The sequence below is a fragment of the Neisseria sp. HMSC078H04 genome, from assembly GCF_001838135.1.
Lineage (GTDB): Bacteria > Pseudomonadota > Gammaproteobacteria > Burkholderiales > Neisseriaceae > Neisseria.
The window spans coordinates 294,186-316,540 of sequence record NZ_KV835849.1 but is presented as its reverse complement, the minus strand read 5'-3'; the positions used below and the strand labels follow the sequence as shown (position 1 = coordinate 316,540).

Sequence of the window (22,355 nt, the reverse complement as noted above, 5' to 3'; positions counted from 1 at the left end):
TTTTGGACGATTCACAAGATAAGAGGGAAGTAAAGTGAATGATAAACACTTGCATTCCTGTTTCTTATTTCTTATACTTTACATTAATAGTTTGTTTTATGTAAATATGTAAACACAAATATTTGCATACTGACGGAGCAATTGGATTTCCTGATGTTCAATCCACCCCGACGTATGCCGTCTGAAAGGATAAGGAAATGCAGAAACACATCCTCCGCCGCCTCCCCCTATTGATTGCCACCGCTTTTGCCTCCGAATGGATTTATGCCGCCGATGCGATGCAAGATGCGGAACAGGTGCAGTTGGAAGAAGTTGTCGTCACCGGCGAACGCACCAACCGCAGCGGCTTTGAAACCGCCACATCCAACCGCGTTTTCACCACGCCGAACATCGACCGCAGCGGCCACAATCTTTCCGCAACCGACCTGCTCAAACAGACTGTGAACACGGTGGACTTGGGCAGCGGCAACGATTTACCGACCGTGCGCGGCGTGGACGGCTCCGGCCCCGCCGTCGGTGCGGTGGCGTTCTTTGCGGGCACGCGGCCGCGCCTGAACCTCTCTATAGACGGCCGCTCCGCCACTTACAACGAATACGCCTTCGGCACGCAGTCGCTGTGGGACATGCAGCAGGTGGAAGTCTTACGCGGGCCGCAAAGCCATGTGCGCGGGCAGAACGCGGTGGCTGGCGCGGTGGTGATGCGTTCCAAAGACCCGACCGACGAATGGGAAGGCGCGCTGCGCTTGGGTTTAGGCAACCAGAAAACGCGCAACATCGCCGGCGTAGTGTCCGGTCCGATTGTGAAAAACAACCTTGCCTTCCGCTTGAACGCGGAACGGCAGCAGCGCGAAAGCTACGAGCCGTTCGTGTCCTATGAGCCGACCGGCAACCCGCGCCGCGTGGAAAACAACAACGTGCGCTTCAAACTCCTGCTCACGCCCGAAAACCATCCCGATTTTTACAGCCGCCTGACGCTGAACCACATCCGTTCGCGCGCGCCGCAAAACGAAATCATGGGCAACACTGCCAGCCGCCGTTTCTTAAAAGAAAAGCCCGTGTTCGTAACCGGCTCGACATCGGGCATCTGGGACGTATCGTGGCAGCTTAACGACTATCTGAAACTGGAAAACAAACTGGTTTACGGCCGCTACCACAACGAGCGGCTGCATCTGCCGATGACCGTCAGCCCGCAAGGCGTGCCCGCCGAGCTCAAAGGCCACGAGCTGCAATGGGAGCCGGTATTGCATTTTTCAAACAAAGGCCGTCTGAAAGGCCTTGCCGGGCTGCACTACTTCCGCAGCAAACAAGATGAATGGGTGGATATCCGCAGCATCGGCGGCCGCAACACCTTTGACGACCGCAACAGCGTGCGCGCCCTATTTGCCGAAACCACATACAGCCCCAGCGAAAAATGGGACATCACGGCCTCCGCCCGCATTGAAAAAGAAACGCACAAACGAAGCGGCGGCAGCGGCGCACTGCACCTTGATTTAGACAAAGGCCAGACCGTGTTCCTGCCTAAAATCGATATCGCCTTCAAACCCACCGACCAATGGCTCAACGGCATCAAAGCCGCACGCGGCTACAACCCCGGCGGCGCGGGCATCACCTTCGGTCGTCCTGTCGTAACCTACACTTATGAACCCGAATATGTGAACAACTACGAGTGGTACACCCGCTGGCGCAGCGCCGACCGCCGCCTGCAACTCTCCGGCAACCTGTTTCTGAACCACTACCGCGACATGCAGCTCCCCTTCTATCTCGGCACCAACTCCGTCGTCATCCGCAACGCCAAAAAAGTCCATACCTACGGCGCGGAACTCGCCGCCGACTGGCAGGCGACCGACAGCCTGAAACTTACTACCGGACTGGGGCTGCTCAACACCAAAATCAAAAGCTATCCCGACAGCGGCATCGAAGGCAACAAACTCGGCCGCGCGCCCAAATACACCGCCAACATCGGCGTGAAATACCTGAACGACAAAGGCTGGGAAGCCGGCGGCGACGTGCGTTTCTACGGCGGCTACTACTCCGCTGCCGACAATGCCGAATCAGGCAAAATCAGCGCATACAACCAAGTCAACCTCTACACCGCCTACAACTTCAAACAAGGCCGCGTCTCGCTCTACGCCGACAACGTGTTCAACCGCCGCCAACCCATATTCATTTCCAGCGCCGACCGCCAAGACGCGCTCTACCAACGCCCCAGAAGCGTGGGCGTGAGCGCGGAATGGAAGTTTTAAATGAAGCTGAAATGATGAAGGCCGTCTGAAAAAACATAGGTCGGACATTTATGCCCGACCTACCGTTTATTCCTCCAAAACACCCAAAGGAATCCCATGCACTACTTCACCCCTGCCAAAACCCTGCCCGAAGGCACCATCTACCTGACCGACCTAACCCACGTCGCCGACTTTTCCGACTGGCTGACCGAATTCGAAACCCTGTTAAACCAAAACCCCCGCTTTGCCACCGCCTGCACCCCGATGCGGCGGCAGGTAAGCGATGAACAGCGCATTGCCGACCGCAAAACTTACATCGAATGGATAAAGGCACATCGGCCGCAACTGTCCGAACGCTGCGCCGCCATGCTCCTTATCGAACCCGACGCGGCGCAACTGGCGTTCTTCCGCGAACAATCGTCCAAACTCGGCCCCGCGCTGGGCGTGAACTACATCGTCGAAGCAGATGAAACAACCGCCCTGCTTCGCGCAGAAGAAGCGTTGAAGGCCGTCTGAAAAGATACTAAACCTATTTAAATACAAATCAAGTATTGTCAACCAATATGTTCAGACGGCCTTGTCCCTTTATTTGCCTCATCTTCAAAAGAATCATGTGATGTCCGACAATCAGACTTCCCCAAACTCACGCGACTGGCTGCTGCTTATCGGCGGCAGCACCTACAAATTCACGCTGACCGGTTTTTATCTGGTCGCGCTGGTGGCCATTTTGAAAAACCACGGTTACAGCCTAAACCAACTAAGCTGGATTCATTTGATCGGCGGTATCGAAGCGGCGAAGGTATTGTTTGCCGCGCTGATGGAGCGGCGGCCGGCGGGGCGGTTCGGACGGTTTCGCGGCTGGCTGCTGGCGGCGACGCTTGGGCTTTCGGCGGTGTTCGGGCTGATGGCCTGTACCGACATCACGCAGAACTTCCCGCTGCTTTTGACCTGCTGCGTACTGCTCTCGGCGATGTCGGCGGTGTACGGCTGCGCGATGCTGGGTTTGTCGTGCATCGTCCTGCCGCACCGCGAACGCGGTTTCGGCGGCGTGATTCAAACGATGGCGGCACGCGGCGGCAAGATGATCGGCGGCGCGCTGGTATTGTGGCTGTATCAGGAATACGGACAGACGGCGGCGGCCGGCTTTATGCTGGCGTTCAGCCTGCTGATGCTGCTGCAACTCTTGTACTACCGCGAGCCGGAAAGTCCGACTGCGCAAGGCAGTTGGACGGCGTTGGCAGCACGGCTGGTTTCTTTTTGGCAGCAACCTGAAACAGGCTGGCTGTGGCTGGTTTTGCTGTTTGCCGTTGCCGCACCGTATGCGTTTATGGCGGCAACTTTTGTGCCCAGGCTGGCGGATTTGGGCTTCAACCCGAAGCAGACGGGCGGGATTCTGGCGGTGGGCATTCCTGTTGCCTGCCTGATTGTGACTCCGCTGTCGGGCTGGTTTTCGCGCAATTATCCACGCCGCAAACTCGTTTTCCTACTCTACGCGCTGCAACTGCCGCTTTTGGCGTCCATGACCGCCATCGACGCGCTCGCCCGCATCCACCCTTGGCTGCCGCCCGTTCAAATCATTGCCCTAAGCCTGAGCTACACGCTGCTGTTGCCGGTGATACTGGCGTTGGTGATGGACAAATCCAACCGTGCCACCGCCGCACTCGACAGCAGCCTGCAATTTTCCGTGGTTCTGCTCGGCAGTTACGCGGCCGGTTTCGTCGCCCTGCAGCTGGCAAAGGCTATTGGTTATACTAATGCGTATTGGGTTGCAGTGTACTTAGCCGTATTGGTAGGCCTGCTTTTATATTTGAATAGAAATTTATTCAATCATTCAGAGCGTGATTCACAATAATTCGCTCAAATATTTATCCATCGATTTTAATTGAGCGCTCCTCTGGATAATTTTTCATTTTATTGCACAATCTCTCATGAAAATATAACAAAACGTGCCCATAATACTGCCATTATTACACTCTTAAATTCAAAAGGAACCTCATGACTGCTGTTCTCATCGTTCTCGGCTTGATCGCCATTGTTGTCGGTATTTTAGGCACTATTTATCCTGCCTTGCCCGGATTGGGTTTGATGTTTGGTGGTGCATGGCTGTTGGGTTATGCCGGCGATTATCAAGTGTTTGGCTCGGGTACGCTGACCTTTTTGGCTATCGTTGCCGTATTCGGTACTGCAATGGACTATGTGGCGGGCGCATTGGGTGCAAAATATACCGGCGCAAGCAAAACCGCAGTTTGGGGTGCATTTATCGGCGGCATCGTCGGCGCATTCTTTTCCATTCCCGGCTTGTTGCTCGGCCCGTTGACCGGTGCGGCCATCGGCGAATTTATGGCACGCAAAGACACTTGGCAGGCAGGCAAAGTCGGTATCGGTACGTTTATCGGCTTCATCATCGGCACCGTAGCCAAAATCGGCTGCGCCTTGACCATCGCACTGACCATCCTGTTTGTTTGGTTGGCCTCGTTGTTCTAAGACAAAACATTAAAGGCCGTCTGAATTTCAAGCATTCAGACGGCCTTTTCATTTCACTGTTTATTTGCCGCAGCAGGCTTTGTATTTTTTACCGCTGCCACACGGGCAAGGATCGTTGCGACCTACTTTTTCGCCTTCGCGGCGTACGGTTTGCGGCTTATTGATGATGGCCTGCCAGTACCAGTAAATATCAAGCAGGACATGCGACAAATCAGATTCCAACTGGGTCAGCTCTTTTTCATTCAGATGCAAGATAACTTCGCCGTTTTCCTCTTCGTCGTAGATGCCGCCCAAAGCCATGATCGGATAGAACAAATCTTCAAACTCTTCCTGATCGACTGCTTCAAACCAATCGGTAGGCACAATATCCAGTGCGTAAAGATAGGCGTTACACCAAGTGTAGAAATCCGGATTGCCGGCTTCATCTTCATAAAACCACAAATCAGGCAGAATTTTCTCGTTAAGCTTCATGCGCATATCGGCGGCCATTGCCATGACCAAACGCTCGATTTCAGTGCGCTCTTTGGCATCAAACAAAGATTCTTCACCTAAAATCTCAGGCAGCCAGTTGGTCGGGTTCAAAGCATCCGGACCGCTTAATAAAGCCATCATAAAACCTTGAACCTCATCACAACGCATGGTGTTGTGGGCTTCGGATTTGGCATCCAGCAATTCCATCAACCGGCTGCGTGCCGCTTCATCAAAAGTCAGTATTTGCATTTTTGTTCCTTAAAATAAAATCGTATTATTGTTTTCAGACGGCCTGGGCATGGATACGCTGCCGCATTTGTTCAAACAGACAAACCGTTGCCGCCATCGCGACATTCAGAGATTCCGTTTGTCCCAACATGGGGATTTTGACACAGGCATCAGCCTTCTCTTTTACCGTTTCGCTCACGCCGCTGCCTTCGTTGCCAAACACCCAAGCACAAGGTTGACTGAGGTCCATTTCATACAACCCGATATTGCGACCGCCCAAGGCAGTTGCCCAAATTTGATGCTGATACCTTTCCATCCAAGCGGATAATTCCACTCGGCTGAAAATAGACAGCAGAAAATGCGCGCCCATCCCCGCCCGCAACACTTTGGGCGACCAGATATCCACGGAATCATTGCCGCACACGATTTTCTTGACTCCGGCCGCCGCCGCGCTGCGTAAAATCGTGCCTGCATTGCCTGGGTCTTGTACCCGCTCCAATACCACGCAATCACCGTCTGAAGGCAAGCCTGCCTGTTTCGGAATATCAATCCAAGTCATCACATCATCGGCATCGGTCAGGCTGGTGATTTTAGACAGTGCTTCGTTACCAACCCAAGTAATCAATCCCTCATCCAACTGCGCCGTAATTTCTTGAATTTCAGGATGTTGCTGTTTCTTTTCAGGCAGGTAAACCTGTTTGGGCGTACCGCCGCTTTGTAAATAAGTTTGCAGCAGATGTACGCCTTCCAATACGGTTTCACCGCTTTCACGCCTTGCTTTGGCCTGCGTCAGCAGACGGAATAAATGTTTGAGCTGTTCGTTTTGAGCAGAGGTAATCAGTTTCATGAGGCGCATTATAACTGTTTTGACTTCATTGAAGCTATGCTTTCAGACGGCCTGACGGTTTTGCTACGAAAATAAAAAACCCTTACAATAAAGCAAGGGTTTTGCATGATTTCATTTTTTACTGCACAACAGTCTGCTGCTCATTTTTTTGCTCGGTACGGACAGTCGGACGGTTTTCAATTTTGCCGTCTTTTGCCGCATTCGGCACAACAGTCTCGCCAAGCTCTGAAGCTGCTTTATCACTAGGCGTACCGCTCACTGGAATGATATTTTGGGCAGGCTGAGTATTAGACTTCTCTGCAACCGGCATAGCGTCACGAGAAGATTGCGGTGTAAATTGCCATACTGCAACAGCAATCGCACACACGCTGGCAGCGGCCGCGAAAAATTTGAAGAAGCCGCTATTGGCCGCTTCACGCTGAGCATATTTTTCCTGTTTGCCTTCAGCTTCGGCTTGAGGCACTGTAAATGCTTTGCTTTGCATGGCTTCACCGGCAACACTCGCCGCCGCACCCTGACGGATACAGTCGCCGATAATGTGGTACTCATGCCAAGCGCGCATAGCTTCCTCGTCTGCCAATACGGCATCCAGCATCTCATCAGTCAATGCTTCACCGTCCATCAATGCAGACACATACTCCAATGCTTTATTTGTTTTGTCGTTCATTTTTATTACCACCTTTGATCTTCAGAAGTATCCAACAGCGGCCGCAAATCTTTTGCAATCAGTTCACGCGCTCTGAAAATACGCGAACGTACAGTACCTATCGGACAATCCACTACCCGAGCTATTTCTTCGTAAGACAAGCCATCCATTTCCCTAAGCGTAATGGCTTGACGCATATCGTCTGGCAGTTGCGCAATGCTTGCTTCGACGGTCTGCAAGATTTCCCGATTCATCATTTCAGCTTCCGGCGTATGATAATCCGCAATCTGATCGGTTAAATCGAGAACATCTCCCTCCTCATTGGCTGCTTCCGAGCTGACAAAAAACTGGCGACCCGAAGTGGTCAGAAAATTCTTTGCCGTATTGATACCGATACGGTACAGCCATGTATAAAATGCACTTTCTCCACGAAAATTTGCCAATGCACGATAAGCCCTAATCATTGCCTCTTGGGTTACATCGTGTACTTCGTGCTCATCCTGAATGAAACGGGAAATCAGTCTGTTTAGCCGACGCTGATACTTGGACATCAGCATCTCGAATGCCTTATGGTCACCTTTCTGCGCGCGCTCTACCAAAACTTGATCTATTTGGCGATCGTTCATACCCAACCTTTAATCGTTTTACTGCTTTAAACCAAAAATAGTAAAGCGTGCTGTGCACAATAAAGACAGCATCGCTTTGAAATAGTTCCACAAGATTACATTATAATCGCAAAAGTTTATTCGTGCAGATGCTCTAACATAAGCTGTATTGCTTATTATATATACACTTAGCACAAGTAGTTAAATTACTAATACTTACTAAATTTACAGTTAGTCTCTTTGCTTTTCTGCTATATATTTGACCAACTTTTCATGAACAGGCAGATAGCCTTCCCCTATTTGAACATCGCTTCCCACCCGAAGATTAACAACTGCAAGGCACTTGTTGCCCATACTTAGGATAATCGGCCAATATTTACGGACGAGTGGCACAATATGACACTCTTGCAATAGTTTTTCGACTGATTTTTCCCTCCCTCCCGACTGAATCACATCACTTTTGGCCACACTTCTAAGTACCGCCGGCTTCTCCAACTCCTCTTCCGACAAACCTCCCTTAAACGGTAATAAAACAAAACCATTTTCGAGTAAAATATCTTTCAGACGGCCTTGAACTTCCCTGCCATTACACCAAGGCAGTTTTTGAAACTCACTTTCCTGACAAACAAACAGCTTGTCTCGATATGCGACCAGTTCCCCATCTGGCAAATTCAACTGCGCCTGATCAGCGGTTTCCAATACTCGGGCAAAATCGGCAATACTGTGATAAGAAGGCAATGATTCTGTTTGTTTTCGCAAAAAATACCAAAGCAGCCGACGACGCAAAAGCGGCGTACATTTCCGCCACAGACTGATGCTGAATATTCCGTTTGGACTGATGCGCTGATATTCAGACTCAATCAATTCATCTAAAAGCTGCAAATCTTCCTGCAATAATCGAACATTGGCACAAATTTGCCGCTCAAAATTCGGAATACGCTGCTGCCATTGCGGTAAAGCCTGATTTCTCATCCAATTGCGTAAATAGCCGGAGTCTTCATTACTTTCGTCTTCAACAAAAGATAATCCCCATTGTTGCGCATACTCAGCCAGTTCCTGACGGGAAAATGCCAAAAGCGGTCGCCAAATTTGAATCTCTTCATTTAAATCACGCCATACCGGCATGGCCGCCATACCGCGCAATCCGCCACCGCGCACAGCCGACAGCATAAATGTTTCGATTTGATCATTGCGGTGATGTGCCAAAACAATAATTTTCTTCAGGCCGTCTGAAAATGCCTTATATCGTGCAGCCCTAGCCGCCGCTTCCAAACCTTTTCCTTGTTTTTCCACATTGACACGGCATACCCGCAAGGCAACATTCAGACGTTGACAATAATCCTGGCAAAATTTAGCCCAACTGTCGGCATTGGTGCTTAAACCATGATGAACATGGACGGCACGCAAATCAAAATGGCGAAATTCGCGCATCTGATGCAAAAGATGCAGCAGGACGACAGAATCCAATCCGCCACTCAAGCCAACTTCAAAAACAGTATGGTTCGGCAAATCAGGAAAAGCTGCTTGAAAACTTTTAAATAGGGAATCAGGGGATACTTGCGACATTTCAGACGGCCTGAAATTGTGAATGACTCAAAAATAGAACACAAAAAAAGCAAGCAGCGACATCTGCTTGCTTTTTCAGCAGTCAAACTTATTTATCGGTAAATTTACCGTAAGCCATGATGCGGTCGAAACGGCGAGAAAGCAAGTCAGGCATGGTCATGCTTTGCGCTTCGCTTAATTGCTGTTCCAAAACAGTTTTAACGTTTTTCATCGTGGTTTCAAAATCACGGTGTGCACCGCCCAAAGGCTCATCAATCACTTTGTCGATGACATCCAATTCTTGCAGGCGTTTGGCGGTAATACCCAATGCCTGCGCGGCATCTGCTGCTTTTTCAGCAGTTTTCCAAAGAATAGAGGCACAACCTTCGGGAGAAATCACCGAATAAGTCGAGTATTGCAGCATATTGACGTAGTCGCCGACAGCCACTGCCAACGCACCACCCGAACCGCCTTCGCCAATAATGGTGCACAATACCGGCACATGCAGGCGGGTCAGTTCGTATAAATTACGGCCGATGGCTTCAGACTGGCCGCGTTCTTCCGCGCCAATGCCAGGATACGCACCCGGGGTATCGACAAAGGTCATGACCGGAATATTGAATTTTTCGGCAGTCTGCATCAAGCGCAGTGCTTTACGGTAACCCTCAGGACGCGGCATACCGAAATTACGGCGGATTTTTTCTTTGGTATCGCGGCCTTTTTGATGACCGATAACCATCACGCTTTGGCCGTTGAAACGCGCCAAACCGCCGACAATGGCATGATCGTCAGAATAATGGCGGTCGCCGTGCAACTCTTCAAAATCGGTAAAAATACCGTTGATGTAGTCCAAAGTATAAGGTCGTTGCGGATGGCGGGACACTTGTGAAATTTGAGCCGGAGTCAGCTTGCTGAAAATCGACTTGGTCAACTCACTGCTTTTCTTTTGCAGTCTGGCAATCTCGTCGGAAATATCAACGGCAGATTCGTCTTGTACGAATCGCAACTCATCGATTTTATTGGTTAATTCGGCGATGGGTTGTTCGAAGTCCAAAAAAACGGGTTTCATAAAACAAAGCTCTCGGTAACGGTTGCTGACATGATACGCTAATCAGACGTATTTGACAGCATTTCTCAAAGGGAAACTGCCATCTTTTGCAATAAAAAATCTTTCAGACGGCCTTTAACAAAGAAAAATAGTATATCTGCACTAAATGAATGAAGTGCCGTATCTTATGATAAACTTCAATTCAGTTCAATCATTTCAAACAGGCTATGAAAAACGATCATGACAATTCGTCCATGCGCTTGGACAAATGGCTTTGGGCCGCGCGCTTTTTCAAGACCCGCGCGCTGGCACAAAAACATATTGAGCTGGGCAGGGTTTTGGTAAACGGCTCGAAGGTGAAAAACAGCAAAAATATTTCTGCCGGCGACACCATCGACATGACTTTGAACTCCCTACCCTACAAATTCAAAGTTGCCGCGCTCAATCATCAACGCCGCCCGGCACCGGAAGCGCGTTTACTCTACGAAGAAGACATAAAAACGGCTGCCGAACGCGAAGCTCAAAAACAGCTCGACCAAGCCAGCCGCATCAGTGCCGCTTATCCGGACGGACGCCCAACCAAACGCGACCGCCGCCAGCTTGACCGTATGAAGCGCGATAGCTGGTAAAGCGTTTCATCCATTGTTTCAGACGGCCCTATATCCATGCCGTCTGAAAACCAAAAACAGGCAGGACATCCTGCCTGTTTTTTATTTGTGATGATTAAAATTTATATTCTAACTGACCACGAATAACGTTTACGTCCTGCTTATCTGTGCCGACGGTAGGCGTAACCTGTTTGCCGGCCAAATAAAAGCCTTTAAGTTTCCAGTTTTTCCAAGGAATATAGGTCGCACCGATTTGCACGCCTTGGACGTTTTTGCTGTAATCCTCAACGGAAGAGACACCGGACAACGAACCGACACGGCGGTAGTTCAAGAATACGTCGTAAGAATTGCGGACGTTCCAGTCGGCTGATTTATAGCGCACTTCAGTGAACACGCCATCATTTTTGATTTTTTGGCCGGCATCATTATAGGCTTTGATATTGGACTTGCTGACTGCAGCCATCCAATGCCAATCGTCATTAAATTTGATGTCCGTACCAATTTCCCCGAAGACTGCATTTTTCTTCGCACCGCGTACATCGATGTCTTTCATGTAGCTGACGGTTGCGCCGACGTTGATATTCTCATTCACAGGCAACACGCTTTGAACCGCGGCAAAATGTCTGCGGCGGCCGCCAATGCCCCATGCGTTGTCGTTCAAATTGCCAGTGCGGCGGCCTGCATAGATTTTGGTAGGCAGGGTTTTATTGTCGAAGAAGATTTCACCGCCGGTTACTTCAGTATCCCATACGCGACCGTATGAAGAGAACGCGCCAAATTTACCGACACGCGCTTTAATATTGTTGTACAAAGTGCCTTCGGCATACAGTTTATTCACCGGCACATCATGATCGCCGTTGAACTTACCGGTTTCCAAATCGATATTCGGCTCGATTTGCGCAACCAATTTCCAATCTTTATACAGTTTTGCGCGTAACCAAAACTCCGCATTGAAGTTGGCATTGGTATCTTCAGGCGTAGGATTGATGCCGCTGTTGTTGGCATTGATGTCTTTGGTATCCGCACGCACGCGCAAACCACCATTTACAGTCAACAAATCATTGAAAATACTGATTTTATCGTCGTCTTTTCGAATAATACTGCCGGAATTGACGTAATCGTTGGTGGTGGCCAAAGCCGCCGCATCACGTCCGCCATCAGCATTCTCTGCCAAAGAATAAGATGATGAAGCCAATAAAATACAGGTTGCAATCAGTTTGGTTTGAAATTTCATGCCGACTCTCCAAAAGAAGGTATTGAAAGTGAAGTATTCGATAAAGCGTACAAAATTATGAATTTCGTATAAATTATTCATTTTATTTACTAATTATTTTTATCGTATGTAAATTAGTGTAATCAGTCAAGCAGATTTAAACGCTTTATCCTCTTTCAGACGGCCTCTTGATTCAGGTCAAACGGAAGCCTGCTCATCAGGCTGTTCAAACTGCCATTTCAAGGCATCGGCCAATGCTGTCCTGCGTTTTTGATGGCATTCCACAGCTTTACATAATTCCTCCGCATTTCCCCAAAATACAAAACGTTCACGCGCACGGGTAATGGCTGTGTAAAGCAAAGCCTTATCCAAACCTCGGGCCTCTTCTTCACTCTCCGTCGTTGCAGGTACTGACGGCGGTAAAAGCCATACTTCCCGATATTCCGAACCTTGGCTCTTATGCACCGTCATGGCAAAAGCCGATTCAAAATCAGGCAAACGGCTGATGGCAATTTTTTTGAATCCATCTTTCTCAGGAAAAAATGCAGACAAACCATTCAACGATTCTTCATCTTTCATAATCAGACCGATGTCGCCGTTAAATACTTCCAGCATGTAATCATTGTGCGTAATCATGATGATTTGTCCGGCAAACCAAGGCGTTTCGCCCGAAACCTTGCCTTGCCGTTGCAAGTATTCTTGATAAGCCTGATTCAAATAATCAGCATCCTGCCGCCAAGCCGCCAATACCACCACATCGGCCGCATGACCATAGGCGAGTGCAACATTATTCTTTGCCATAGCCTGCCAATAATCCTGTTGCTTTTGATACAGCAAAGCGACCTGCTCTTTCAGACGGCCTGATTTCATTTCCAATTCTTTGGGGAACTTATCAAACTGTTCGACCGCAGTTTGCTTTTCCCCGGACACCACCGCCCTTGCCAAACAGCCGATACCGCTGTCTGCACCGAAACGGTGGCTGAACGTCAATTTGGCATTGTTTTGCGATAAAGCCTGTGGTCGCTCTTTAATCTCAAAGCCATGATTGGGCAGGTACACTTCCAGCTTTTCAGCGGTTTCTTTATCCAAAGCCGTCGGACGTGACAATGCCGCCAATACGGCTCCTAACCCAACCGACGGCAACTGGTTTTCATCGCCAAGCAATACCAGACGACAGCCGGTCGGCACGGCGCGCAATAAATCCAACACCAGTGGCAAATCCAACATCGAAGCCTCATCTACTACCAAAACATCCAATGCAAGCGGATGTTCATGATTGAACGCAGGGCGCATTTGCGGCGGCCGCAGTTTCAACAATCGATGGACGGTCTGCCCTTCCAAGTTTTCCAAATGCGCTTTAATGCTCGGAGACAAATCAAAACCGTCCAAAGCACGCTGCAAAGCCCGTGCCATATGCGCAGCCGCTTTGCCCGTCGGTGCCGCCAACGCGATACGGGGCAGCTTCGTACTGTTATTGCAAATCAGACCCAAAAGCTTTGCGACGGTCGTCGTCTTCCCCGTACCCGGCCCGCCGGTAATCAGCATAAAGTTTTGCAGCAAGGCCAAAGCCGCAGCATCCCGTTGCTCTTTGCTGTCTTTAGTATCAAACCAATCGCTCAGGCTTTTTGAAGCCGCCATAAAATTCACTTCTTCCGCCTCGGCACTGGCCAGCCGTTTAATTTCAACAGCCAAATCATGCTCCAACTGCCACATCCGCCCTAAAAACAATTTCCGGCCTTGCAGGATAAGCGGTTTATCCTCATTGCCGACCAAATTCGGCAAGTTGCTTAAGGCATCAACATCCGCTTTATCCAAGTAAATAAACGAATGCCCGTTTTGCAAGGCTGCAAACAGTCGAACCACATAAGGCTCAATAACGGATGCTCCCTGTACTTCGTGGCGGCGGAAAAACGCTATGGCCGCATCTGCGGCAGAGGAAAGGATAGAGTCGGTTGGATTCATGGTTTATGCTTGATTGATACGGACAAAAGAAAGGCCGTCTGAAAAACAGCGTTTCCATAAATGAAAACCTATTTTCAGACGGCCTCTATTATACCGTTCAAAGCATAAAATATTTTCCTGAAATAATAACCTTATTGCAGCACTTGCAGGCTGCCGTCTTTCATGGTCATTACCCGGTCGAAACGCTCAGCCAGCTCGTCATCATGGGTCACCACAATCAGGCTGGTGTTTAATTCGCGTTTCAAATCCAGCATCATGTCCAGCACATTTTGCGCATTTTTACGGTCAAGGTTCCCCGTCGGTTCATCTGCCAACAGGCATTTCGGCTCATTAACCAAAGCACGGGCAATCGCCGCACGCTGACGCTCACCGCCGGAAAGTTCGCTCGGACGGTGCAGCATACGTTTGTCCAAGCCAACCTTTTTCAGCATATTGACAGCCTTCTCCTCAGCCATCGCCTTGGGCATTTTACCGATTAAAAGCGGCATCATGACATTTTCCAAAGCAGAAAACTCAGGCAATAGATGGTGGAACTGATACACAAAGCCCAAATAACGGTTGCGCAATTCGCCCAATTGTTTTTGGCTCAAACCACCCAAATCCTGATCCATCAGTATTACCTTGCCTTCAGACGGCATATCCAAGCCACCAAGAAGGTGCAGCAACGTAGATTTACCGCTGCCTGACGAACCAATAATACTCACGCTTTCCGCTTCGGCAACTTCAAAATCCAAATGATTCAACACTTGTACATTCAATGCGCCATCATTATAGCTTTTGCCAACGCTGGTACATTTCAAAATTGTCTTACTCATAACGCAAAGCCTCCGCAGGTTGGGTTTTTGCAGCACGCCAGCTCGGATACAGTGTGGCAATAAATGCCAAACCAAGCGAAATGCAGGCAATAACGGCGACGTCCTTTAAGTTCACATCGCTAGGCAGGTAATCGATGAAATAAACCTGTGAGTTAATCAAATGCACGCCAAACAAGTCTTCAAAAAATGCGACAATCTTGCCGACATTCCAACCCAGCAATACACCGCATACCACGCCCACAAGCGTACCGAAGAATCCCGCAAAAGCACCCTGCACCAAGAAAATCTTCATGACGCCGCTCGGGGATAAACCCAACGTGCGCAAAATCGCAATATCGGCTTGTTTTTCCGTTACTGCCATTACTAAAGAAGAGACAAGGTTAAACGCAGCAACTGCGATAATCAGTGTCAAAATGATGAACATCATGCGTTTTTCCAACTCAACGGCTTCAAAATAGCTGCGGTTGTTAAACGTCCAGTCGCGCACCCATACTTCATCTTTTTTAGCATCAGGAATCAACTTGGCAATGAAAGACGGCGCATTCTGAGGATCAGCCAGTCGCAAACGCAGCCCACCGACATTTTCTCCCAGTCGATACAAGACTTGTGCATCCTTGATATGCGTCATGGCCAATGTGTTATCGACTTCATAAACACCTGTTTTTACCACACCGACTACATTAAACTGCTTCAAGCGCGGCACTACGCCGGCAGGCGTGACATTACCCTCTGGCGTAATCACTGTAACCTTGCCACCAATCTCCGTGCCCAATGCTTCAGCAAGCCCTTGACCCAAAATAATATCAAACTCGCCCGGCTTCAAATCATCAAAACTGCCGGCCGGCATATCCTTGCCGTAATCAACGACATTTTTTTCTTCAGACGGCAAGATACCGCGTATCTGTACACCGCGTACTTCTCCTGCATTGGCAAGCAAAGCTTGATCGGAAACATAAGGCGCGCTAGCCAATACTTCCTTTTTGCCTTTTACAAATTCGCGCAAATTCTGCCAACCCGGCGCACTGCCGACATCGTAATAGCCGATTTCTGCATGAGGTGCGACGTTCAACAATTGACCTCGTATCTCTTTCTGAAATCCATTCATTACGGATAGCACCACAATCAGCGCCGTTACGCCCAAGGCGATACCGGCGATTGAAATCATGGTAATAAATGACATAAAGCCGTTGCGTTTTTTCGCACGCAAATAGCGCAGGCCTATCCAAGTTTCTAAAGAAGCCATTCAAAAATGCCTCATTCGTTTGTCAAAAAAGGCTTATTGTACCGTAAAACCGACAGGTCGTCCGATTGCTCGACTGATGTGGTATCCAGGGATAAAGTGTGTGTAAAACCATGTATCTTCCCGTAAATTCCGCCGAAAAACTTGCACAATCTGCCAATCGCCCTTATTCTGAAGCTGTGACACACTTTGTCACCATCAAAAAGGAAATACACTAATGAACAGCAAAAAATTCTTGGCTCTCGTATCCGTAGCTGTAGGTTTGTCATTCAGCCTCAATGCATATGCCGCCAAAGAAATCAAAATCAGTTCAAACAATACCGCTTACTCCGACGCCGATGTTCAAAAACTGGCAGCTACTGCTGTTGGCATGGGCGTAAAAGAACCTGTCAGCCTCAACAGCGGAAACGGTGTTGTTACCGTATCCGGCAGCAGCGCAACCAAATGCGCATTCAAAGTTGGCAACGGTGATACGCCTCAAATTCAAGGCGTCAGCTGCAAATAATCTGATTTAATCAATGAAAAGGCCGTCTGAAAGACTTTCAGACGGCCTTTTTATATTGCATTGCCATTTAAGATTGGATATTCCTTCTATCGTAAACAGCCTGTGCCAAAGTACCGGCATCCACATATTCCATCTCGCCGCCCAAAGGGATTCCCCTTGCCAACCGGCTGACTTTATAAGGAAGATTTTTAAACAATTCCGCCAATACATACGCTGTCGCGTCGCCTTCGGCTGTGAAGTTGGTGGCAATGATAATTTCCTCAATATTACTCGCCTGCAAACGGGCAACCAGCTTATCTAATGCCACTGCCGAAATATCCATGCCCTGCGCCGGACTGACTTGCCCCATCAAAACAAAATACAGGCCATCATGGCAATTAGCCGCCTCCATACTGGAAACATCCGCCGGCATATGCACAATCATCAAACGGCTTTTCTCACGTTTTTCGTCCGCACAAATTTCACACAAATCGCCTTCGCAAAATGTGTTACACAGCCGACAATGCTGCACCTGCCTCAAGGCAAACTGCAAAGCATCCACCAACTCCTGCGCTTCTTCGCGTTTGTACTGTAAAAGCTGGTAAGCCATGCGTTGTGCGGATTTCGGGCCGACATTGGGCAGGATTTTTAATGCATTAATCAAGCGGACAAAGGCATCAGGATTTTTACTCATGATTTCAGACGGCCTTTAAAAAGATAGATAAAAATAAGAAAACAGCCGGAATTCATCCGGCTGCCCTACTCAAATACTCTGCTTATTCGGCAGCATTATTAACTTGCTGTGCACCTTGTGTACGATCAATTTTCTTACCCAAATACTGGAGTAAATTATCGAACACATTGGCAGAAAGCTGCTGAACTAAAGCCTGTTTGGCAGCCGGAATCTGTGAATCGGCGTTTTCAGGAGCAGAAACGCTCTGAACTTCCATAATCACCGGCGCAGGCATACCTTCCAACAATGTATACGCAGGTTTGCCGCCGACAGGACGCGCTTTCAGCAAAGCTGCATAAGCCTCCGGAGACATAGTTTTACGTGCATCTTGCGCGCTCAATTGAGAAACAGGCGACCATTGAACGTCGGCAGCTTTACCGGCTTTCAATGCGGCCAAAGTTTCCTGGGCTTTTTTCTCTGCCAGTTTGGCGGCTTCAGAGCGCTGATATGCTGCACGGACAGTGTCTTTGACTTCCGCAAATGGTGCGATTTTCTCTTCGCGCACTTCTTTCGCACGAATGACCCAAACGGTATCGTTGTTGATGGCGATCACTTCAGAATTGTGTTTTTTCTTCAGTACATCATCACTAAACGCGGCATTAATCAATGCTTCAGGCAAGCCGGCTTCCTTCGCACCCGCTTTGGTTACCCATTCATCCAGGTTTTCCACTTTCAAACCTGAATTGGCGGCTGCTTTTGCCAAAGAAGATGGATCATTGAAGGCATCTTCACCCAATTTTTCTTTAGCGGCATTAAAGGCAGAAGCTGCTTTTTTCAGTTTCAAGGCTGCTTCGATACGCGCTTTGGCTTGCTCCAAAGTCGGCTCAGCTTCGACATTCAAGACTTTAATGACGTGATAACCCAAAGATGATTTTACGGTATCGCTGACTTCGCCTTTACCCAATGCAAATGCCGCTTTATCGAATTCAGGTCCAAAGCCGCTGCCGCCGCTTTTGCTCAGGTAGCCCAAATTGCCGCCTTTGTTGCTGCTGGACAAATCTTTGGAGTACTTGGCCGCCAGCTCGGCAAACGAATCCGGATGTGCTTTAAGCTCCGCAGCCATTTTGTCCACTTCGGCTTTAATTTCCGCATTGCTTGCTTCATCTCCGTTAGGCATAACCGGAATGAAAATATGCGCAATTTCGGCTCTTGGCGATAAATCTACGCTTTTGCTGTCGTAAGCTTTTTGTACTTCTTCCGCACTGACGGTTTGTTTGTCAGCCAAATCCTTAATGTTCAAAGCCACATATTCCAGCTTAACGGCTTGAGGAATCAAGTAATCTTTCTTATGCGCTTCATAATACTTTTGCAAAGCCGCATCATCTACTTTTACTTGTGCCGCAAATGCTTCAGGGCTGAACGTAAATGAACGGATGGTACGCGTTGCTTGAGTCAGGTTAATTAACTGACGCGCTTGCGCATCGCTGACCAACGCACCGTTTTGCACCAAATTCAACAGATTTTGCAATTGGAACTGTTCGCGGATGTCTTCAACAAACTGATCCTCCGTCATTTTGCGCTGATCCAAATACTTCTTGAGCAAATCCTGACTGAATTTGCCGGAAGCATCATGGAAATTCGGATCATCCACGATAACTTGCTTGATTTGTTCCTGAGACACAGCGATGCCCATCAGCTTGGCACCCTGCTTCAGGTAAGCTCTTTGCAATAAAGATTGGAATATAGCATCACGCGAAGGCGCATTATTGCCGGCAGCCTGCTCGTTTTGTATCGCAATCTGTAAAGCGTGTTCGCTGACTTTCTCATCCCCGACTTTAACAATGTAATCAGAACCCGGCGAAGACAAATTATTGGCACCGAATCCGATAAAAGTCAGACCGATGATACCTAAAACAATCTGGGCGGGTGTTTTATATTTTTCAACAATATGGAACATATTTATCCGAAAGAAAAGTTTGGCGTGGCAGACGCAAAATGCTGCCGCAAAAATCTTAAAATCCTGAAAACAGGCTCAAAGCGCGTATTGTAACGTATTTTTTCAAGGCTTGCTTTTTCAGACGGCCTAAAAACCTAAAAATGCCTTATCCGAACATTTCCTGATACGCTTCTACTGAAAATCCGACATGAACCTGCCCTTCTTTGACCAACACAGGCCGCTTGATGATGCTGGGATTCTCCACCATCAAAGCAATCGCACCTTCTTTTGTGGCGGCAGATTCTTGCGCATCTTTATCCAGCTTGCGCCAAGTCGTACCTCTTTTATTAAGCAAAATTTCCAAAGCTGCCTGCTCCAGCCAGCCATCAATCAAATCAGGAGTTGGGGCGTTTTTCTTAAAATCTACAAACTCAAACTCAATTCCATTTTCCGCCAACCAACTACGCGCTTTTTTAACCGTATCGCAATTGGGAATACCGTATAGTTTTATCATCTTATTTATCCTTAAGTTTTATTCATGAAATCACAAATTCAGGCCGTCTGAAACCTTTCAGACGGCCTGAATTGAATGCTGCTTATTTCTTAGCAGCTTTCTTCACTTTAATCTTCACGCTTTTGCCTTGAGCGTTATTTTTACGCCCGGCCTTAACAGAGGCTGTTTTCGCCTGCGCTTTTTTCTTACCTGCGGCTTTAGGTTTGCTTGGCTTGGCCGGTTTGGAAGCAGGTTTACTTTTTACCTTGGCCTTCTTTGCCTTCGCGGGAGCAGCCAACTCTTCATCAATTTCTTTAGCCGAAAGTTTACGCTTACGCTTTTCGACAGGCTTGTCAGCAGCTGTCGGCTTACTCACAGATTTCGCTTTTCTTCCGCCGCGTTTCTTACCGACTGAACCGCCGCTGATTAAGGTCAAATCAATCTTGCTGGTATCCAAATCGGCACGAGCAACTTTTACAGTGACCGTATCGCCCATGTTGAAACGGACACCGCTGCGTTCACCCTCAATTGCCATAATTTCAGGACGGAAGTTGAAATAATCCTCTCCTAAATCGCTGATGTGTACCAAACCGTCGATATGAATATCGTCCAAGGTTACAAAAATGCCGAAACTGGTCATGCCCGAAATCTTACCACTGAAGACTTCGCCAACTTTGTCGCGCATATAATAAGTTTTCAGCCAGTTTTCCACATCGCGACTGGCATCATCGGCACGGCGCTCGCAGAAAGAGGTATGTACACCCAAAGCCTGCCAGGTTTTATTGGGCTGGTAAGTTTGTCCGTTCAACACAGCCTTAATGGCACGATGTACCGTCAAATCGGGATAACGGCGGATAGGCGAAGTAAAGTGTGTATATGCGCTATAAGCCAAACCAAAGTGACCGTCGCAATGCGGCTCATAAACCGCCTGCTGCATAGAACGCAACATCATCACTTGTAACAATTCCGCGTCCGGACGGTTTTTAAATTGTTCGGCAAGCGCAGCATAGTCTTTCGGCGTCGGATTATCGCCGCCACCCAAATTCAGCCCCTGCAAACCAAGCTGCTCGCGTAAAGTAGCCAATTTTTCGGGAGTCGGACCCAAGTGATTGCGGAATAAAGCCGTATGTTTGTTCTTCAGCAAAAATTCTGCCGCGCAAACATTCGCCGCCAACATACATTCTTCAATCAATTTGTGTGCATCATTGCGGACAACGGGAACGATCTTGTCGATTTTACCGTTGTCGTCAAAAATCATCTGGGTTTCAACGCTCTCAAACTCAACCGCGCCACGCTCAAAACGTTTTTTCTGCAAGATTTTAAATAACTTATACAGAGTATCGATTTGCTGCTTAAACGGATGATCCTGGCCGTCTGAAATCCAATCCCAAACTTGATTGTAAGTCAGTCGCGCATGCGAACGCATTACTGCCGGATAGAAACGGTATTCCTTGATATTGCCGGCATAGGTAATCACCATATCGCACACCATACACAGGCGTTCAACATCAGGATTGAGCGAGCAGATACCGTTGGACAACTTCTCCGGCAGCATCGGAATCACGCGGCGTGGGAAATACACGCTGGTACTGCGTTCCTGAGCATCCACATCAATCGCATCATCAGGGCGGACATAATGACTGACGTCAGCAATCGCCACCACCAAACGGTAATTGCGGCCGACTTTTTCAGCAAAAACCGCATCGTCAAAGTCCCGTGCAGTTTCACCGTCAATGGTTACCAGAGGCAAATCGCGTAAGTCCACGCGCCCTTTCAAGTCGGCTTTACGCACATGATCAGGAATTTTCTTCGCAGCTTTGGCACATGCTTCGCTGAATTGATGAGGCAAATGGTGCTTGCGTACAGCGATTTCGATTTCCATACCGCTGTCGGCATAATCGCCCAACACTTCAATCAGCTTAGCTACTGCAGGACGATGCGCTTCAGGATACGTCTCAATTTCAGCCACAATCACTTGACCAGATTGCGGTTTAAAGTGCGCCACGCTTTCAGGCTCTAACACGATACTTTGGCTCAAACGCTTGTCTTCTGCCTCTAAAATAGCCACACCGCGATCCATATAAAAACGGCCGACCACTTTAGACTGCGCACGCTCCACCACATCTAAAACCGTACCTTCACGACGGCCTCTGCGGTCGATACCGGCAGGACGCACGGTAACAATATCCCCGTGCATCACGCCGCGCATCTGACGCTCATACAAAACGAAATCACCTTCGCCCGTCGGCGTTAGCGGCACAGCAAAACCAAAACCGTCTTTATGCGCTTCAACACGGCATTTAACCAATGCCAATTTTTCTGCCGCACATACCGCACCACGTCGATTGATCAACACCTGACCATCGCGCGCCATCGCTTTCAGACGACGCTCGAAGAATTCATATTCATCTTCTGTAATCGACAATTCATGTGCCAACGCTTCAATTTTAGTCGGCACACCTTTTTGTTCCAATAATTCAATGACCCATTCACGGCTGGGCAACGGATGAGCGTAACGTTGTTTCTCCCGCTCCAAATACGGGTCTTTTTCTCGTAAATTTAAAGATTTAGTATTTTTGTTCATTTTGATAGTTGACATTCTTTTTTTAAAATATATAATAGCTGCTTCTTCGCAGTTCAGGTAGTCAACTCTACCTTAAATTGAAGAATAAAGCAAAGCCCAGGTGGCGGAATTGGTAGACGCGCTAGCTTCAGGTGCTAGTGTCCTCACGGGCGTGGAAGTTCGAGTCTTCTCCTGGGCACCAAATATTTTGGTGCTTCTTTGCTTAAGAAAATTTAAATTGCCCAGGTGGCGGAATTGGTAGACGCGCTAGC

The 22,355-nt window shown here is 48.5% G+C and carries 20 protein-coding genes and 2 tRNA genes (1 of these 22 only partly in view); 8 read left to right on the top strand and 14 right to left on the bottom strand.

The window, feature by feature from the left end; translation table 11 throughout:
- Positions 1-197 precede the first annotated feature (197 nt).
- From HMPREF2560_RS07270 to HMPREF2560_RS07255, 4 genes are all read left to right on the top strand, one after another.
- On the top strand, positions 198-2,243 hold the full coding sequence (locus HMPREF2560_RS07270; protein ID WP_070608298.1) for a TonB-dependent receptor: 2,046 nt from the start codon (positions 198-200) through the stop codon (positions 2,241-2,243).
- 96 nt (positions 2,244-2,339) lie between these two features.
- Positions 2,340-2,738 carry an extensin gene (locus tag HMPREF2560_RS07265; protein WP_070608297.1) on the top strand — a complete coding sequence of 133 codons (399 nt, stop codon included), beginning with the start codon at positions 2,340-2,342 and terminating at the stop codon, positions 2,736-2,738.
- A gap of 100 nt (positions 2,739-2,838) precedes the next feature.
- The gene (locus HMPREF2560_RS07260; protein ID WP_070608296.1) at positions 2,839-4,074 is read left to right on the top strand and encodes an MFS transporter; all 1,236 of its coding nucleotides are present in this window, start codon (positions 2,839-2,841) and stop codon (positions 4,072-4,074) included.
- Positions 4,075-4,217: 143 nt separating this feature from the next.
- The gene (locus tag HMPREF2560_RS07255) at positions 4,218-4,706 is read left to right on the top strand and encodes a DUF456 domain-containing protein (RefSeq protein WP_004519724.1); all 489 of its coding nucleotides are present in this window, start codon (positions 4,218-4,220) and stop codon (positions 4,704-4,706) included.
- A gap of 60 nt (positions 4,707-4,766) precedes the next feature.
- Here the strand turns inward: HMPREF2560_RS07255 and HMPREF2560_RS07250 are convergent, their stop codons facing one another.
- The 6 genes from HMPREF2560_RS07250 to HMPREF2560_RS07225 form a co-directional block, all read right to left on the bottom strand.
- On the bottom strand, positions 4,767-5,426 hold the full coding sequence (locus HMPREF2560_RS07250; protein WP_070608295.1) for a YecA family protein: 660 nt from the start codon (positions 5,424-5,426) through the stop codon (positions 4,767-4,769).
- A 34-nt stretch (positions 5,427-5,460) separates the two neighbouring features.
- Positions 5,461-6,252 (bottom strand): TrmH family RNA methyltransferase, encoded by a 792-nt coding sequence (locus tag HMPREF2560_RS07245; protein ID WP_070608361.1) that lies wholly within the window; start codon positions 6,250-6,252, stop codon positions 5,461-5,463.
- 118 nt (positions 6,253-6,370) lie between these two features.
- On the bottom strand, positions 6,371-6,919 hold the full coding sequence (locus HMPREF2560_RS07240) for a sigma-E factor negative regulatory protein (RefSeq protein ID WP_070608294.1): 549 nt from the start codon (positions 6,917-6,919) through the stop codon (positions 6,371-6,373).
- Positions 6,920-6,924: 5 nt separating this feature from the next.
- Positions 6,925-7,524, bottom strand: coding sequence for an RNA polymerase sigma factor RpoE (gene rpoE, locus HMPREF2560_RS07235; protein ID WP_036493687.1), 600 nt, complete (start codon positions 7,522-7,524; stop codon positions 6,925-6,927).
- A gap of 210 nt (positions 7,525-7,734) precedes the next feature.
- Complete coding sequence (tilS, locus tag HMPREF2560_RS07230; protein WP_283116549.1) at positions 7,735-8,934, bottom strand: tRNA lysidine(34) synthetase TilS; 1,200 nt, start codon at positions 8,932-8,934, stop codon at positions 7,735-7,737.
- 223 nt (positions 8,935-9,157) lie between these two features.
- Entirely contained in the window at positions 9,158-10,117 is a 960-nt protein-coding gene (locus HMPREF2560_RS07225) for an acetyl-CoA carboxylase carboxyltransferase subunit alpha (RefSeq protein ID WP_049333774.1), read from the bottom strand.
- 206 nt (positions 10,118-10,323) lie between these two features.
- On the opposite strand from HMPREF2560_RS07225, the gene HMPREF2560_RS07220 reads away from it, so the two are divergent.
- Positions 10,324-10,725 carry an RNA-binding S4 domain-containing protein gene (locus HMPREF2560_RS07220; RefSeq protein WP_070608292.1) on the top strand — a complete coding sequence of 134 codons (402 nt, stop codon included), beginning with the start codon at positions 10,324-10,326 and terminating at the stop codon, positions 10,723-10,725.
- Positions 10,726-10,819: 94 nt separating this feature from the next.
- On the opposite strand, the gene HMPREF2560_RS07215 is transcribed toward HMPREF2560_RS07220, so the two are convergent.
- The 4 genes from HMPREF2560_RS07215 to HMPREF2560_RS07200 form a co-directional block, all read right to left on the bottom strand.
- Positions 10,820-12,019 carry a hypothetical protein gene (locus HMPREF2560_RS07215; RefSeq protein ID WP_070608291.1) on the bottom strand — a complete coding sequence of 400 codons (1,200 nt, stop codon included), beginning with the start codon at positions 12,017-12,019 and terminating at the stop codon, positions 10,820-10,822.
- A gap of 96 nt (positions 12,020-12,115) precedes the next feature.
- Positions 12,116-13,879: an exodeoxyribonuclease V subunit alpha gene (recD, locus tag HMPREF2560_RS07210; protein WP_070608290.1), complete on the bottom strand. Its 1,764-nt coding sequence runs from the start codon at positions 13,877-13,879 to the stop codon at positions 12,116-12,118.
- A gap of 131 nt (positions 13,880-14,010) precedes the next feature.
- Complete coding sequence (gene lolD / locus HMPREF2560_RS07205; protein WP_070608289.1) at positions 14,011-14,694, bottom strand: lipoprotein-releasing ABC transporter ATP-binding protein LolD; 684 nt, start codon at positions 14,692-14,694, stop codon at positions 14,011-14,013.
- Positions 14,687-15,937 (bottom strand): lipoprotein-releasing ABC transporter permease subunit, encoded by a 1,251-nt coding sequence (locus tag HMPREF2560_RS07200; protein ID WP_070608288.1) that lies wholly within the window; start codon positions 15,935-15,937, stop codon positions 14,687-14,689. The genes lolD and HMPREF2560_RS07200 overlap by 8 nt, the downstream gene beginning before the upstream one ends.
- Before the next feature lie 214 nt (positions 15,938-16,151).
- Between HMPREF2560_RS07200 and HMPREF2560_RS07195 the strand changes: the two genes are divergently transcribed.
- On the top strand, positions 16,152-16,439 hold the full coding sequence (locus tag HMPREF2560_RS07195) for a hypothetical protein (protein ID WP_070608287.1): 288 nt from the start codon (positions 16,152-16,154) through the stop codon (positions 16,437-16,439).
- Between the two features lie 67 nt (positions 16,440-16,506).
- On the opposite strand, the gene recR is transcribed toward HMPREF2560_RS07195, so the two are convergent.
- From recR to rnr, 4 genes are all read right to left on the bottom strand, one after another.
- Positions 16,507-17,112: a recombination mediator RecR gene (gene recR, locus HMPREF2560_RS07190; RefSeq protein ID WP_070608286.1), complete on the bottom strand. Its 606-nt coding sequence runs from the start codon at positions 17,110-17,112 to the stop codon at positions 16,507-16,509.
- 82 nt (positions 17,113-17,194) lie between these two features.
- Positions 17,195-19,048, bottom strand: coding sequence for a SurA N-terminal domain-containing protein (locus tag HMPREF2560_RS07185; RefSeq protein WP_070608285.1), 1,854 nt, complete (start codon positions 19,046-19,048; stop codon positions 17,195-17,197).
- Positions 19,049-19,193: 145 nt separating this feature from the next.
- Entirely contained in the window at positions 19,194-19,541 is a 348-nt protein-coding gene (locus HMPREF2560_RS07180; protein WP_070608284.1) for an ArsC family reductase, read from the bottom strand.
- Positions 19,542-19,623: 82 nt separating this feature from the next.
- Positions 19,624-22,104: a ribonuclease R gene (gene rnr / locus HMPREF2560_RS07175; RefSeq protein WP_141748425.1), complete on the bottom strand. Its 2,481-nt coding sequence runs from the start codon at positions 22,102-22,104 to the stop codon at positions 19,624-19,626.
- Between the two features lie 94 nt (positions 22,105-22,198).
- On the opposite strand from rnr, the gene HMPREF2560_RS07170 reads away from it, so the two are divergent.
- A tRNA-Leu gene (locus HMPREF2560_RS07170) sits at positions 22,199-22,285 on the top strand.
- A gap of 38 nt (positions 22,286-22,323) precedes the next feature.
- Positions 22,324-22,355, top strand: a tRNA-Leu gene (locus tag HMPREF2560_RS11345) (it continues 174 nt past the right edge of the window).

Coding starts and splice junctions, on each gene's coding strand:
- HMPREF2560_RS07225 (WP_049333774.1), bottom strand. CDS start 10,117: ATGAAACCCGTTTTTTTGGACTTCGAACAACCCATCGCCGAATTAACC.
- tilS (WP_283116549.1), bottom strand. CDS start 8,934: ATGCGCGAATTTCGCCATTTTGATTTGCGTGCCGTCCATGTTCATCAT.
- HMPREF2560_RS07215 (WP_070608291.1), bottom strand. CDS start 12,019: ATGAATAATTTATACGAAATTCATAATTTTGTACGCTTTATCGAATAC.
- HMPREF2560_RS07195 (WP_070608287.1), top strand. CDS start 16,152: ATGAACAGCAAAAAATTCTTGGCTCTCGTATCCGTAGCTGTAGGTTTG.
- recR (WP_070608286.1), bottom strand. CDS start 17,112: ATGAGTAAAAATCCTGATGCCTTTGTCCGCTTGATTAATGCATTAAAA.
- HMPREF2560_RS07265 (WP_070608297.1), top strand. CDS start 2,340: ATGCACTACTTCACCCCTGCCAAAACCCTGCCCGAAGGCACCATCTAC.
- HMPREF2560_RS07270 (WP_070608298.1), top strand. CDS start 198: ATGCAGAAACACATCCTCCGCCGCCTCCCCCTATTGATTGCCACCGCT.
- HMPREF2560_RS07240 (WP_070608294.1), bottom strand. CDS start 6,919: ATGAACGACAAAACAAATAAAGCATTGGAGTATGTGTCTGCATTGATG.
- lolD (WP_070608289.1), bottom strand. CDS start 14,694: ATGAGTAAGACAATTTTGAAATGTACCAGCGTTGGCAAAAGCTATAAT.
- HMPREF2560_RS07185 (WP_070608285.1), bottom strand. CDS start 19,048: ATGTTCCATATTGTTGAAAAATATAAAACACCCGCCCAGATTGTTTTA.
- HMPREF2560_RS07250 (WP_070608295.1), bottom strand. CDS start 5,426: ATGCAAATACTGACTTTTGATGAAGCGGCACGCAGCCGGTTGATGGAA.
- HMPREF2560_RS07200 (WP_070608288.1), bottom strand. CDS start 15,937: ATGGCTTCTTTAGAAACTTGGATAGGCCTGCGCTATTTGCGTGCGAAA.
- HMPREF2560_RS07260 (WP_070608296.1), top strand. CDS start 2,839: ATGTCCGACAATCAGACTTCCCCAAACTCACGCGACTGGCTGCTGCTT.
- HMPREF2560_RS07255 (WP_004519724.1), top strand. CDS start 4,218: ATGACTGCTGTTCTCATCGTTCTCGGCTTGATCGCCATTGTTGTCGGT.
- rpoE (WP_036493687.1), bottom strand. CDS start 7,524: ATGAACGATCGCCAAATAGATCAAGTTTTGGTAGAGCGCGCGCAGAAA.
- HMPREF2560_RS07180 (WP_070608284.1), bottom strand. CDS start 19,541: ATGATAAAACTATACGGTATTCCCAATTGCGATACGGTTAAAAAAGCG.
- recD (WP_070608290.1), bottom strand. CDS start 13,879: ATGAATCCAACCGACTCTATCCTTTCCTCTGCCGCAGATGCGGCCATA.
- HMPREF2560_RS07245 (WP_070608361.1), bottom strand. CDS start 6,252: ATGAAACTGATTACCTCTGCTCAAAACGAACAGCTCAAACATTTATTC.
- HMPREF2560_RS07220 (WP_070608292.1), top strand. CDS start 10,324: ATGAAAAACGATCATGACAATTCGTCCATGCGCTTGGACAAATGGCTT.
- rnr (WP_141748425.1), bottom strand. CDS start 22,104: ATGAACAAAAATACTAAATCTTTAAATTTACGAGAAAAAGACCCGTAT.